Raw genomic sequence first — 14,126 nt, 5'->3', positions numbered from 1 at the left:
TACTGCAATCAACTGCCCGGTGGTCAGTCACCCAGCAGATGTACCAGCCCCCGTCCCAGGGTGGCACGCCAGTGGAAGTAGTCATGGCCAGCGCTGAACTCTTCCAGTTTCACCGGATAGCCTTTTATCTGCAGGATCTGCTCCAGCTGGCGGTTGGCATTGAGAATACCGCTTTCGCCAAAATCGGTTTCGAAACGACCGGCACTGAGGTAGAAACGGATAGGCAAAAGCTCGGACTTGGCCAACTGCGCATTGAGCCATTCAGGACGTTCCGCATCCGTCGGGCTCCACCAGAACGACCCTGACTGGCTCAGCACCAGGCCAAAGTGTTGTGGATAACGGTAGGCCGTGCAGGCAGATGCCAAACCACCGAAACTGGCACCGGCCAAGAGGGTTTTATCCCCAGAGAAACGCAAAGCGGTTTTATCCACAACAAAAGGCAGCAGCTCCTCTGCCATGAAGTCAGCAAAGTCTGCGTTGCAGGGCAGCTCCGTACGCCGTGCTGCACGACTGGGGTTACTGACAAAGACCGCTGCGGTGGGCGGTATCTGACCTGACTCGATCAAATTCGCCAGAATACGGGGCGTGGGGATACGGGACTGGTATTCAGCACCATCGAAGAAAATGGCCAGCGGCACCTGATCACCCGACCCCGCTTCAACGCCTTCGGGCAGCCAGATATCCACATCACGGGTACTGCCCAAACGCTCACTGCTCAAGCGGTAGTGCCGGGCATTTGGCAGCGGTCGATCCCCCTTGAGCAGCTGGTCGGAAGGTGCCTGATCCAGCTCCAGAATGGAGTTGAGGTTATAGCGATCATTCAGACCATCCGGCGACCACTGATTCGGATTCAGCGGATCTCTTTGTGCTGTCGCCATAATGGCGACCCGCTGCTCGCGCTCCGTCCCCGCCACCTGCGGCACATCCGGCGCCAGCTTGTAGCTCATGCGCGTATCACTGGGCAGGCGATAGCTGCGAAACCAGATATCCGAGTTACCCAGGCGAAACAGCGGATCATGTTCATAACCCGGTGCGCCCAGCATCAATACCCGCTCACGGGCACCGCGCCAAAGGAAGGTGACCAGACGTTCATTCGCAGCCAATTCTGCCTCAGGCACATCCTGCGGCCATTCGATCAGGGGAGTGCCTGAGGCCGTCAATCCAGACCAGACCTCATCGACACTCTGCCCTGCTTTCAATGCAGCCAATGCCCGGCGTACCTGAGGGCTGTCCATCTCGGGCGTATTCACCTCCCCCGGTGCCAACAAGGGTGCCTTTTCCAGCGCCAGCGACAGTTGCACGGGTGCATTACCGGCACTCAATACCAGCTGATAGGCTTGCCCCTGAGGCGCACGAAAGGCCACCCGTGCATCCACATCACCGGTGCGAGTCAGGTGGCGTACCGGCGCGCCTTCGGCATCGACCAGCAGTGCCTTGACCGGGCCGTTGCCACTGAGTTGCCCGCGCAGGTAATCCCCCTGTGCCAAATCCAGGTCCACCACCCGTGTTTCGCCGGCCGGCAGGGACAGCGTTTGCTGCAGCGGCAGCGCCCATGCAGCCGTTGTCACCAGCGCGGTACCTGCCACGGCCAGCGCCAGCCTATTCATCCTTTTCAACATAGGTTCACTCATAAAAAAGGGCGGTGCCCAGTTAACAGGAACACCGCCCCGGGGAGAGACAAATAATCAGAAATCGTAGCTCAGGCCCACGTAGACGCTGCGACCGACCACATTGCTGTAGTAGTCATCATCGTCGTCATTCAGGTCCACGTCGGTGAGGTTGTTGATACCGCCACGCAGGGTCAGATCCGGTGTGACACGGGAGTTGGCCGCAAGGCTCACCAGGGTATAGGCCGACTGGGCTTCGTTATCCCAGTTTTTCTGCTCACCAAAGTAATCCACACCCAGACGCAAGCCGGTATCGGCGATGGCCTGCCAGTTCAAGCCGGCGTTCAATTTGTGGCGCGGGCGGAAGGCCAGCTCGGCATCGCCGTTCTCTTCGGTATCCATGTAGGTGTAGGCCGCATCCAGGCTCAAGGCGTGGTTCAGATCAACCTGACCTTCCACCTCCAGACCGGTGACCTGAACCTCATTCAGGTTGACCCAGGCACGGGATTGAGTCGCGGCATCGTAGGTAGCGGTGATCATGTCTTCCACATCATTGCGGAACACCACTGCAGACATGCGCCAATCATCAGCACGGGTTTCCACACCCAGCTCATAGTTGACGCTGGTTTCCGGCGTCAGGTCCGGGTTACCCGGGATAAAGCAGGAACCGCCACAGCTGACGATCTGGTATTCCTCGATAATCTGGTGCGGACGCGGTGCCTTGTACGCCTTGCTGACACCACCCTTGATGGAGACGGCGTTGTTCAGCTCATACACCAGGTAACCACGCGGGGTGAACTCACCGTCGAAGTCATCGTGGTCTTCATAGCGGCCACCCAGGGTCAGGCGCAACTTGTCGGTCAACTGCATTTCATCCTGCATAAACAGGGCCTGCTGGCTGGCATCGCTGCTGCCGGACTGGGTAAAGGCAACCTTGTCACTGACTTCCTGATTGCGGTATTCGTAGCCCATACTCAGGCCGTGGATGCCCAGATTCATGCCGGCACTACCGGACAGCGTCAGGTTGGTCTCTTCCAGGTTGCGCTGCTTGGGGTCCGGATAGCGGCTGTTGTAGTCGTCGATCTCGCCATCTTCATAATTGGCGCTGAGCAGGGTACGGCCCCAATCCCAGTTACCCTCGTGGCTCAGGGCGTAGGTAGTGCGCTCGATCTCCTGCTCACGATAGGAGCCACTGGCATAGTTGTCGTAAGGACGCTCATCCTGGTTGATCATCAGATCCGCATTCAGGGTCTGACGCTCATCCAGATCCCAGCTCAGCGAGCCGGAGAAGTTTCGCGCTTCCTTCTCTTCACGTTCCGGCACCGTATCGGCGTCGTTGATATACCAGGCGTCACGGTTGTAGAACTCACCGCTGAGGCGCAGGTAGAGGTTGTCCGTCAGTGAACCGGCGGTGGAGAGGTTGGTACGGAACTGGTCACCCTCTTCACCCTCGGTGATGTGCTCGTAGACCACGTCCACATTGGTGGCCCAATCCTGCGCCCCCTTCTTGGTGATGATATTGATGACACCGCCCATGGCATCAGCCCCATAAAGCGACGACATGGGACCACGCACAATTTCGATCCGCTCGATACTGGCACGCGGCACCGCGCTGAAGTCGAAGTCACCGCCACGCCAGAGGGCATTGCCGGAGGAGATGCGGCGGCCATCCACCAGAATCAGGGTATAGCCGGCATCCAGACCGCGCATGCGCACTTCATCACGGCCGGCGCTGTCGGTGGTGTTGATCACACCGGCACTGCGGCTGACCAGATCGGCTACGCTTTCGGTCGGATTGTCGCGCAGCGCATCGGCATCGATCACGGTGGTAAAGGCCGGTGCGGTCATCTGGGTATGTTCGGTACCCGAGGCACTGATGACGACCGTGTCCATTTCCTGAGTCGCGGCAAATGCAGATGGGTGCGCCAGCATCAACCCGGCAGAAAGCGTAGAAAGGGCAAATGCCCGAATCGGCTTCGAAGGATGCATCTTGTCTTATCCCTGTAAGAATGTGTGTTGGCCCTTTGTTTGGCCTTAAGGCAGAGGGCTTCTTGAGTACAGTGAGAGCGTGCGGTGCTCTGGAAGGGGTCAAAGCACCAAACACTTAATATTAATGCTAATTGTTATCATTTAGATAATCAATAGAACATTCCTCAGATGCGCGCTGAACAGAAGCCCTTTGCACACTCACGAAGACATCCAGGCCACATGCCACGCTGAAATTTCTCTGTGGATAGTCTTGATGAAGGCATTCTGTGGGAGGCCTCTCCGAGGTCGAAAACTCAGACTCTACAACTCCCCCCATTCTGGCCCCCGTGATTCATTTCCCGCACAATGACGTATCCTAGAAAGATCCTTTTTCCGCTTGAGACCCAACCATGTCCCACCAGGCATTGAGCGACTTCATCCAGCGCCACCCACGCCTCCTGATTCTGACCGGTGCCGGTATCAGCACCGACTCCGGCATTCCCGACTACCGCGATAAAAACGGCGACTGGAAACGCAAACAGCCCGTGCAGCACCCGGATTTCATGCGCTGCGAACACACCCGCAAGCGTTACTGGGGTCGCTCTCTGGTGGGCTGGCCCGTGATGCGCGATGCTCGCCCGAACCAGGCCCATGAAGCACTGGCGGAGCTGGAGACACGAGGCCATGTGGAGTTGCTAGTGACCCAGAATGTGGATGGTCTGCACCAGAGTGCAGGCAGTCAGAAGGTGATCGATCTGCACGGCCGCTCTGATCGGGTCATCTGCATGAGCTGTGATTTCGGCTGCAGTCGGGATGAAGTGCATCAACGCAGTGCCGAGCTGAATCCAGCCTTCACCCGCTTTACCGCTGACACCGCCCCCGATGGCGATGCCGACCTGGAAGTGGATTTCAGTGGTTTTCAGATTCCCGACTGTCCCCAATGCGGCGGCATTCTGAAGCCCGATGTGGTGTTTTTTGGCGATAACGTGCCCAAACAACGGGTTCTGGATGCTCTGGATGCGCTGCAGCGGGCCGACGCCCTGCTGGTGATCGGCTCCTCGCTGATGGTCTACTCCGGCTTCCGGTTCTGCCGCCGCGCCAATGAGTGGAACAAGCCTATTGCGGCCCTTACCCTCGGAAAAACCCGCGCCGATGAACTGCTTAACCTTAAGCTGGATGCCCCTATCGCGCCGGTTTTGCAGGCCACGCTGGGCCAGCTGGACAGGCTCACCTCACCTGCCAAAGGTTTCACTTTAAACCCGCTGTCACCAGAATGACTTTCATTTGAAAGCAGACTGACAATCAAATGAAACATCCCTTTGTTGCAATGCTCTTCGGAATCGGGCGGTGCCGGCAGTTGCTCGCCCTTCACTACGGTTACCAAACAAGTGATGGAGCAAATCATGTTGCGCAAGACATTGGGAACACTGGCACTGTCAGTGATGGCAGCACAGGTACAGGCAGCAACCGAGATTCAGTGGTGGCATGCCATGGGCGGCGAGCTGGGCGAAAAGGTCAACGAGATCGCTGACAAGTTCAACGCCAGCCAGGATGACTATCAGGTTGTCCCCGTGTTCAAGGGTAACTACACCGAGACCATGACGGCGGCGATTTCAGCCTTCCGCGCGAAGGAACAGCCGCACATCGTGCAGGTATTCGAAGTGGGCACCGCCACCATGATGGCCGCTGAAGGTGCGGTTTATCCGGTGTATCAGCTGATGGAAGATACCGGCCAGGCGTTTGATCCGTCCGACTACCTGTCTACCGTGACCGGCTACTACACCAGCAACGACGGCAAGATGCTGTCCATGCCGTTCAACAGCTCCACCCCGGTGCTTTACTACAACAAGGATGCCCTGGCCAAGGCTGGTGTCGAGCCGCCCAAAACCTGGGAAGAGATGGGCGAAGCTGGCCGTAAGCTGCTGGATGCCGGTTACGAATGTGGTTTCACTACCGGTTGGCAGTCCTGGGTGCAGCTGGAGAACTTCAGCGCCCGTCACAACGTGCCTTTCGCCACGGAAAACAACGGCTTTGCCGGTCTGGACACCGAGCTGGCGTTCAACAGCCCGCTGCACGTCAAACACGTTCAGCAGCTGGCCGACTGGCAGAAAGAAGGCATCTTCAGCTATGGCGGTCGCCGTTCTGACAGCGCACCCAAGTTCTACAGCGGCGAATGTGCCATGTACATGAACTCCTCCGCCTCTTACGCGGGTGTGAAAAACAACGCCAAGGGCTTCGAGTTCGGCGTGGCGCAGCTGCCCAACTGGGGTGAAGCGATCCAGCAGCCGCAGAACAGCATCATCGGTGGCGCCACCCTCTGGACGCTGCAGGGTCACGACAAGGCTGACTACAAAGGTGTAGCGCGTTTCTACAGTTTCCTGTCTTCCCCGGAAATCCAGGCCGACTGGCACCAGTTCACCGGCTATCTGCCGATCACCCACGCAGCCGCTGATCTGACCCGCAAACAGGGCTTCTACAACCAGAACCCGGGTACCGATGTGGCAATCACTCAGATGACCTCGGTTGAGCCGACCGCCAACTCCAAGGGCCTGCGTCTGGGTAACTTCGTGCAGATTCGCGACATCATCAACGAAGAACTGGAAAACGTCTGGTCCGGCAAGGACAGCGCCGAAGCCGCCCTGAACCGTGCGGTAGAGCGTGGCAACAAGCTGCTGCGCAAGTTCGAGCGTCAGAACGGCTAACACCGTGACAGGCAGGGCCATCCGGCCCTGCCGTTTCTGCACGTTTCGGAGACTCCATGCAAAGCCAACCCGTATTCAACCATCGCTGGCTGCCCTGGCTGCTGTTGCTGCCGCAGTTGGCGATCACACTGGTGTTCTTTCTCTGGCCCGCCGCCCAGGCGGTCTGGCAGTCCTTCCTGATGGAAGACGCCTTTGGCCTGTCCACCGAGTTTGTCTGGTTCGAGAATTTCAGTGTGCTGCTGCAGGATGAGATCTATCACCGCAGCTTCACCACCACCTTTATTTTCAGTATCGGCGTCACCGCCCTGTCCATGGGCGGCGCACTGCTGCTGGCCGTGATGGCCGATCAGGTGATTCGCGGTGCCCGCGTGTACCGCACCCTGCTGGTCTGGCCCTACGCCGTAGCCCCTGCCGTAGCGGGTGTGCTGTGGATGTTCATGTTCAATCCCAGCATCGGCATTCTCAGCTACCTGCTGGAGCAGCTGGGTTACGACTGGAACCATTTCTTGAATGGCGACCAGGCCATGCTGCTGGTGATTATCGCCGCCGCCTGGAAGCAGATCAGCTATAACTTCCTGTTTTTCCTCGCCGGTTTGCAGGCGATTCCGCGTTCGCTGATCGAGGCTGCGGCACTGGATGGCGCCGGGCCGATGAAACGCTTCTGGACCATTCTGTTCCCGCTGCTTTCGCCCACCAGCTTCTTCCTGCTGGTGATCAACGTGGTATACGCCTTCTTCGATACCTTCGGCATCATCCACGCCGTGACCCAGGGTGGCCCCGGCGGCAGCACCAGCATTCTGGTGTACAAGGTGTTCGATGACGGCTTCAACGGGCTGGATCTGGGCTCCTCCGCCGCCCAGTCGGTGATTCTGATGGCGATTGTCGGTGCACTCACCGTGGTGCAGTTCCGCTATATCGAACGCAAGGTGCAGTACTGATGATCGAGAACCGTCCTCTGCTGAATCTGATCAGCCACCTGACTCTCTGCCTCGGTGTGCTGGTGGTGGCCTTTCCGATCTGGATTGCCTTTGTTGCCTCCACCCATGCGCCGGAAGCCCTCAACAGCGGCACTGTACCGCTCTGGCCCGGCGACCGTTTTCTGCTCAACTACGCCATGGCGCTGGGGCTGGAAACCGGGCAGAAAACCCTCAACGTGAACCTGATCAGCATGCTGGGCAACAGCCTGGTCATGGCGCTGGGCATCACCATCGGCAAGCTGCTGATCTCCATGCTGGCTGCATACGCCATCGTGTTTTTCCGCTTCCGTTTTCGCATGCTCTCGTTCTGGCTGATCTTTATCACCCTGATGCTGCCGGTGGAAGTGCGCATCATGCCAACATTTGAAGTGGTAGCAGATCTGGGCATGCTCAACTCCTATTCCGGGCTGATCCTGCCGCTGATCGCCAGCGCCACGGCGACCTTTCTATTCCGCCAGTTCTTCCTCACGGTGCCGCACGAGCTGATCGAAGCCGCCCGCATGGATGGCGCAGGGCCGATCCGTTTCTTCATCGATATCCTGCTGCCGCTGTCGCGCACCAATCTGGCGGCGCTGTTCGTGATCATGTTCATTTACGGCTGGAACCAATACCTCTGGCCGCTGCTGATCACCACCGATGAACACTACTACACCGTGGTGATGAGCATTCAGCGCATGCTGTCGGTGGGCGATGCCGAAGTCGCCTGGCACCTGGTCATGCCCAGCACCCTGATGGCCATGTTGCCGCCGGTGCTGGTGGTCATTCTGATGCAGCGCCTGTTTATCAAGGGCCTGGTCGAAACCGAGAAATAATGATGTCCAATTTATCCCTGGCCAATATTGGCAAAACCTATCCCAACGGCCATCAGGCCATTCACAGCCTCAACCTGGATGTGGAGCCGGGCGAACTGATCGTACTGGTCGGCCCTTCCGGCTGCGGCAAATCCAGTCTGTTGCGCATGATCGCAGGGCTGGAGACGATCACCGACGGTGAGCTGCATATCGGCGAGCAACAGGTCAACCGGCTGGAACCGGCGCAACGCGATATCGCCATGGTGTTCCAGAACTACGCCCTGTACCCGCATATGAGCGTGTTCGACAACATGGCCTACGGCCTGCGCAACCGTCGTACGCCCAAGGCGCAGATTCGTCAGCAGGTGGAATCCACCGCGGAAATGCTGCAGCTGGAACAACTGCTGGAGCGCAAGCCGCGCCAGCTATCCGGTGGTCAGCGTCAGCGCGTGGCCATGGGCCGTGCCATTGTGCGCCAGCCCAAGGTGTTCCTGTTCGATGAGCCCCTGTCCAACCTGGATGCCAAGCTGCGCGGCCAGATGCGCATCGAGATCAAACGCCTGCAGCGCCGCCTCAATACCACCACGGTGTACGTGACCCATGACCAGACCGAAGCCATGACCCTGGCCGACCGTCTGGTGGTGATGAACGCCGGCCGTGCGGAACAGATCGGCTCACCACTGGATGTCTATCACCGCCCGCAGACACCTTTTGTCGCCGGCTTTATTGGTTCATCCAGCATGAATTTCATCACTGGCCGCCTGGACCATCATCAACTACAACTGGGTGAGCTCAGGATTCCGCTGAAGCAGAAAGTGGACTTCAACGGCGAGGTGATTGTGGGCCTGCGCCCGGAGCATCTGCACCGGGGCACAGATTATCCACATCGCATTGAGCTGGATGTGAGTCTGCTGGAACAGCTGGGCGCCGATACGCTGGTACATGGCAAGGTGCCAGGGCTGGATCAGGAGCTGATCGTGCGCCTCAAGGGAGCTGCCCCCTGTGAACCCGGCACCCGCCTGTCACTGGGGTTTCACTGCGACGAACTACATCTGTTCTGTGCCAACAGCCAACAACGGATCAATTAAATGACGACCACCTACCTGAACCCGGCCCGCGTCACCGGTCATCGCGGCATTCCCAGCCTGGCCCCGGAAAATACCCTGGGCGGTTTTCGCAAGGCCGCCGAGATTGGTGTGCGCTGGATCGAACTGGATGTCACCCTTCTGGCCGATGGCACCCCGGTGGTCAGCCATGACGACACCACTGGCCGCTGTGGCAACCGCAACGATCTGCTGCAGGCACTGGCTGCCGATGAGCTGAATAATATGAACATGGCCGCGCTGCACCCGGACTGGCCCCACGAGCCGCTCCCCCTGCTGACGGATACGCTGGATCTGCTGTGCCATCTGGAGATGGGCCTGAATCTGGAGATCAAGCATCATGGCTTGCCGGCAGAGCAGGTGGTCGCGGCGGTTATCGAGGCCGTTCGCATGACCGACTTCCCCATCGAGCAACTACTGATCTCCAGTTTCAGCCGTGACCTGCTGGCGGAATGTCAGGCCCAGGCTCCTGAGATTCGACGCGGTCTGTTGGTGGATGACCTGCCCTGCGACTGGCACACCCAGGCACAACACCTTAATCTGTTCAGCCTGCACGCCCACTGGCGCCAGCTTAACTACCTGCAGGTGAAAGCGATCAAGGATACGGGCCTGAAACTCTACTGCTGGACCGCCAACATCCCCGACGAGATCGCCTCGCTCTGGCACTGGGGGCTGGACGGCGTTATCACTGATTATCCGCAACGGTTTAACGAGATCCATGAATCTGAATGAACGTCAGGACCGCATCCTCGCCCTGCTCAATCGTCAGGGTGAACTTGAGGTCGACAGCCTGTCCGAGCAGTTCTCGGTCAGCAGCCAAACCATCCGCAAGGATCTGAACCAGTTGTGCGAACTGGGCCTGGCACGCCGCATTCATGGCGGTGTCAGCCTGCCCGCCAGTGCACTCAACCTGTCCTTTGGCAGCCGCGAGCAGCTCAATGCCGGGGTGAAACACAGCATGGCGCGGGCACTGGCCGCCCGCATTCCCGACGGCTCGACCCTGATGCTGGGCATCGGCACCTCGGTCGCGCACCTGGCGCGCGCGTTATCTGGCCATCAGCGCCTGCGTGTACTCACCAACAACCTGGATGTGGCCGGCATTCTCTGTGAGCAACCGGACACCGAAGTACTGGTGATCGGGGGGACCCTGCGCCATAACGACCGCGATATGGTGGGCGAAGCCGTTACCCGCAGCCTGGATCAGTACCGGGTCGATTTCGGCATCATCGGTGCCGGAGGCCTGGACCCGGACGCCGGCCTGCTCGACTTTGATCCGCAGGAAGCCGACGTCAGCCGCGCCATCTTGCGCAACGCACGCCAGCGGGTGCTGCTGGCCGACCTGAGCAAATGGAGCCGCAGCCCCATGGTCAAGGTGGCCGGGTTCGACAGCCTGGACCTGATGGTGTGCGACCGCCTGCCCACGACTGAACTTGGCCAGTCCCTGCAGGATCTGGGCATCGAACTCATCCAGACAGGACAGGCCCACTGATGCCCGCCACACCCGATGATGACCAGATTCGTTACCTTTTTACCGATGTGGACGACACTCTCACGACCGATGGGCGTTTACTGCCGGAAACCCTGGCCGCGCTCTATCAACTGGAAGCCGCTGGCATTCAAGTCGTGCCCGTCACCGGCGGCTGTGCCGGCTGGTGTGATCAGATGATCCGTCTCTGGCCCGTAGCCGCGGTGATTGGCGAGAACGGCGCCTTTTACTTCGACAGAGATGAAGCGGGCCGGGTGGAATATCACGGCTGGGACAGTGAACAGACCCGCAGCGAGCGCCAGCAACAGTTACTCGCCTTGGCCACACAGGCCCTGCAACAGGTACCCCAGATGCAGCTGGCCAAGGACCAGCCCTACCGCCTGGCCGATGTGGCACTGGACTACAACCAGGACGTGAGCGGTATCAGCGCCGAACAGCGCGATCAAGTACTGGCACTTTTTCACCAGGCCGGTGCCCAGGCACGCGCCAGCTCCATCCATATCAACGCCTGGCTGGGCGACTACAGCAAACAGGCCATGTCCGAGCGCCTGCTGAAACAGAAATTCGGCCTCAACGACGCGGCTATCCAGCAGCAGGTTGCCTATGTCGGTGATTCCGCCAATGACGAGCCCATGTTTGCCTACCTGCAGCACACCTTTGGCGTCGCCAATATCCGCCCCTGGCTGCCCGACATGACCCATCATCCCCGGCATATCTTGAGTGCCAACGGCGGTCTGGGCTTTAACGAACTGGCGCAGAAACTGTATCCACATCAACACTAAGCTATAAAAACGCTTGTTTAACCCACAGATCACAGAACTCTGCATATACTGTGTGGGTATTCAGCGATTTGAATGGCGGCCGTTTGATGTTCAGGTTTGCCCTTGGCCTTCAAGGCATCTTCCAACAGGCCACACGATCAAGTCTGGCCCTGTGTCTGTACCTGCTGCTGCAGCTGTGCACCTCTTTTCTGCATGCCGAAACCCTGGATTTGAACCAGAACTGGGAATACCGCTGGGGTGACTCCCCGTTCCAGAACGGCGTGCCCACTTGGACCCTGGAGCCAGCCCCCGAGGCCTGGAAACCCATCGATTTCCCGTCCAACCCGCCCGGTCGTGATGGCCGAGAGCAGGTCTGGTATCGCACCCTGATCCCCGATGCCGACTGGCGTGACCCGGTGCTGTATATCTTCAGCGTCGACCTGATTACCGAAGTCTATATCGATGGGCAGCAGATCTATCACTACGGCGAATTTGATGCCAAAGGGCGTGGCCAGTTCGAAGGCTGGCCCTGGCACATGATCACCCTTCCCGAAGATGCGGCGGGCAAGCCCATCTACTTCCGGGTGTTCAGCAACTACCTGGATATCGGCCTCTGGGGCGAAGTGAAAGTGATGGAACGCACCGCGCTCTATCAACGCATTCTGGAAGGCTCCATGCACAACCTTGCGATCGGCGCCTTCAGCCTTATTGTGGCGCTGCTGTGCCTGCTGTTCGCGCCGTTCAATCGGGAGCGGTTGAGTCTGTTGTCGCTGGCGCTATTTTCCTTTTCCCACGCAGGCCTCGCCATCAGCGCCAGCCAGGCTAAACAGCTGCTGTTCCATAACCCCCTGCTGTGGGAATACATCAGCGCCGGCTGCTACTACATCATGCCGGTTGCCCTGGCCCTGCTGCTGCGCAGTTGGTACCACGAGCGCTATCCGAAACTGTTCAACCGCCTGGTCGCCCTGTTCGGTGCCTATTTCATTGCCGCGCTGGGGCTGTCATTAGCCGGCATTACCAGCCTGGCCAATACCTACCCGCCCTTCGACATGCTGTTCGCGATCTGCGTACCCAGCATGTTGCTGGTAGTCGCGCGCCACTGGCCCCATGCCACTCGGGATCAACGCCTGCTGTTACTGGCCACCAGCATCATGACGCTTCTGCTGCTGCTCGATATGGCCGTAGCCCATAGCCTTTTGCCCTGGGGCCAGGTACCGGTGGGCATCGGCTCCCTGCTGTTCTCACTTGCCGTGGTGGTGCTGTCGCTGAACCACTTTTCCCGTACTCAGAAAGCGCTGGCCCGCCTCAATGCCACGCTGGAAGTCAGGGTGGCTGAGCGTACCCAGGCACTGGAAGAGCTGGCCCGGCGCGAAGCCCAGAGGGTCAAGGCGCTGGAGTTTGCCAACCTCAAACGCAGCATGCTGGATGAACTGGTTAGCGAGATGGAAAGCCGGGCTGATATCGAGCAAGCACTGGCGTGTCTGTACCGCCGCACTGAAGACCTGTGCGCCCCTATTCCCGGCGCACTCTACAAACTCAATGCAGATGAGCCTCTGCTGCCAGAAAGCCAACGCTGGGGCGACGCCCGTGACTTTCCCACCAACCTCGATATTGAGGCTGATACAAGCCTGGGCAACCGGCACCTGATGCTGCGCATTCAGTACGACACGCCACTGGAGCAGCGCAAGCTGGAAGCCATCCTGCTGCTCGATTTCAATGAAGAAAGCGCACTGGTAGGCGAACTCAGCCGCAACACTCTGCAACTGCTGTTCACGCGCGCCATCGAGCGCATCAACCTGACCTTGTCCAAGGTCGCACTGCAGCAGCTACTGAACCGCTTCTCCTATGAGGATGCGCTGACAGAACTGCACAACCGACGTTACCTGGACCAGATGCTGACTCATGAGCTGGCAAGAGGCGAGCGCACCCAGACCGAGATCGCCCTGGTGATCTGTGACATCGACCACTTCAAGCAACTGAACGACAATTACGGCCATGCCGCTGGCGACCATGTACTTCAGATCGTTGCCCAGCAACTGCGACAAGCCTTTCGCAGCAGTGACATTATCTGCCGCTATGGCGGTGAGGAATTTGTGGTGGTACTGCCTGATACCTGCCTGGAAGATGCGCGCGTTCGGGCCGAACAATTACGCATGGGCATGGCAGCCAAATCGATTGTGATTGAAGGCGACCGGATCGGCTCGGTGACCCTGTCAGCAGGGGTCAGCAGTGGCCGCGCCGGCACTATCGACGCAGACACACTGCTGCAGCAGGCTGACCAGGCGCTCTACCGTGCCAAACAGAGCGGTCGTAACCGGGTACTCACTGCCCCGGACGAGGGCGAAGACCCTGATCAACGCGGTGCTGTGGTACAGACCTGATCACCGTAGTAGTTGTTGCTGTAGTTACATTGCGGGCAACCCTGAGGCTTCTCGGCTTGGTTGCGTGTAGCCGGCTTGCTGGCGGTGGTGTCGATGTAACGAAAGATGTTAGCCATGTTCCTGCTCCGTTGGGAAAGTGATGGAATCAGGTTAATCCGCCGGCTTATGTTTTAGAAATTTATTCTTTATTTATTATTGATAGCTATTAACTATTCCAAACAAGCCAATGCTGTCGCGCATCAGGCCATACAACGTTCAGCATAACCCTCAGCTTTCATGCTCATAATTTGACCAGTGGAAAATTTCATTAACAGGATGCTACACAGGCAGCCACATAGATACCCACAGGG

General features: G+C 58.7%; 12 protein-coding genes. 9 read left to right on the top strand and 3 right to left on the bottom strand.

What is annotated here, in order from left to right:
* Positions 1-23: 23 nt before the first annotated feature.
* A complete protein-coding gene (locus BW956_RS12705; protein ID WP_175612010.1) occupies positions 24-1,619 on the bottom strand; it encodes an alpha/beta hydrolase-fold protein in 1,596 nt (531 codons plus the stop codon).
* Positions 1,620-1,685: 66 nt separating this feature from the next.
* A complete protein-coding gene (locus tag BW956_RS12700) occupies positions 1,686-3,596 on the bottom strand; it encodes a TonB-dependent receptor plug domain-containing protein (protein ID WP_076463044.1) in 1,911 nt (636 codons plus the stop codon).
* Positions 3,597-3,985: 389 nt separating this feature from the next.
* On the opposite strand from BW956_RS12700, the gene BW956_RS12695 reads away from it, so the two are divergent.
* The 9 genes from BW956_RS12695 (at position 3,986) to BW956_RS12655 (ending at position 13,776) form a co-directional block, all read left to right on the top strand.
* On the top strand, positions 3,986-4,852 hold the full coding sequence (locus tag BW956_RS12695) for an NAD-dependent protein deacetylase (protein ID WP_076463043.1): 867 nt from the start codon (positions 3,986-3,988) through the stop codon (positions 4,850-4,852).
* Between the two features lie 126 nt (positions 4,853-4,978).
* Positions 4,979-6,277, top strand: a complete 1,299-nt coding sequence (gene ugpB / locus BW956_RS12690) for a sn-glycerol-3-phosphate ABC transporter substrate-binding protein UgpB (RefSeq protein WP_139327183.1) — start codon at positions 4,979-4,981, stop codon at positions 6,275-6,277.
* Between the two features lie 56 nt (positions 6,278-6,333).
* Positions 6,334-7,215: a sn-glycerol-3-phosphate ABC transporter permease UgpA gene (ugpA, locus tag BW956_RS12685; protein ID WP_076463042.1), complete on the top strand. Its 882-nt coding sequence runs from the start codon at positions 6,334-6,336 to the stop codon at positions 7,213-7,215.
* Entirely contained in the window at positions 7,215-8,066 is an 852-nt protein-coding gene (ugpE, locus tag BW956_RS12680) for a sn-glycerol-3-phosphate ABC transporter permease UgpE (RefSeq protein ID WP_010324912.1), read from the top strand. The genes ugpA and ugpE overlap by 1 nt, the downstream gene beginning before the upstream one ends.
* Before the next feature lie 2 nt (positions 8,067-8,068).
* A complete protein-coding gene (ugpC, locus tag BW956_RS12675) occupies positions 8,069-9,133 on the top strand; it encodes a sn-glycerol-3-phosphate ABC transporter ATP-binding protein UgpC (RefSeq protein WP_076463041.1) in 1,065 nt (354 codons plus the stop codon).
* Positions 9,134-9,880 carry a glycerophosphodiester phosphodiesterase family protein gene (locus BW956_RS12670; protein WP_076463040.1) on the top strand — a complete coding sequence of 249 codons (747 nt, stop codon included), beginning with the start codon at positions 9,134-9,136 and terminating at the stop codon, positions 9,878-9,880.
* Positions 9,867-10,637 (top strand): DeoR/GlpR family DNA-binding transcription regulator, encoded by a 771-nt coding sequence (locus BW956_RS12665; protein WP_076463039.1) that lies wholly within the window; start codon positions 9,867-9,869, stop codon positions 10,635-10,637. Before BW956_RS12670 ends, BW956_RS12665 begins: the two co-directional genes overlap by 14 nt.
* Complete coding sequence (locus tag BW956_RS12660) at positions 10,637-11,416, top strand: HAD-IIB family hydrolase (protein ID WP_076463038.1); 780 nt, start codon at positions 10,637-10,639, stop codon at positions 11,414-11,416. Before BW956_RS12665 ends, BW956_RS12660 begins: the two co-directional genes overlap by 1 nt.
* An 86-nt stretch (positions 11,417-11,502) precedes the next feature.
* A complete protein-coding gene (locus BW956_RS12655; RefSeq protein WP_139327182.1) occupies positions 11,503-13,776 on the top strand; it encodes a GGDEF domain-containing protein in 2,274 nt (757 codons plus the stop codon).
* Here the strand turns inward: BW956_RS12655 and BW956_RS22455 are convergent.
* On the bottom strand, positions 13,749-13,892 hold the full coding sequence (locus BW956_RS22455; protein ID WP_175612009.1) for a hypothetical protein: 144 nt from the start codon (positions 13,890-13,892) through the stop codon (positions 13,749-13,751). The genes BW956_RS12655 and BW956_RS22455 overlap by 28 nt on opposite strands.
* Between the last annotated feature and the right edge of the window lie 234 nt (positions 13,893-14,126).

The organism is Marinobacterium stanieri, from assembly GCF_900155945.1.
Classification (GTDB): Bacteria; Pseudomonadota; Gammaproteobacteria; order Pseudomonadales; family Balneatricaceae; genus Marinobacterium; species Marinobacterium stanieri.
This window is presented reverse-complemented; position numbering and strand designations above follow the sequence as displayed.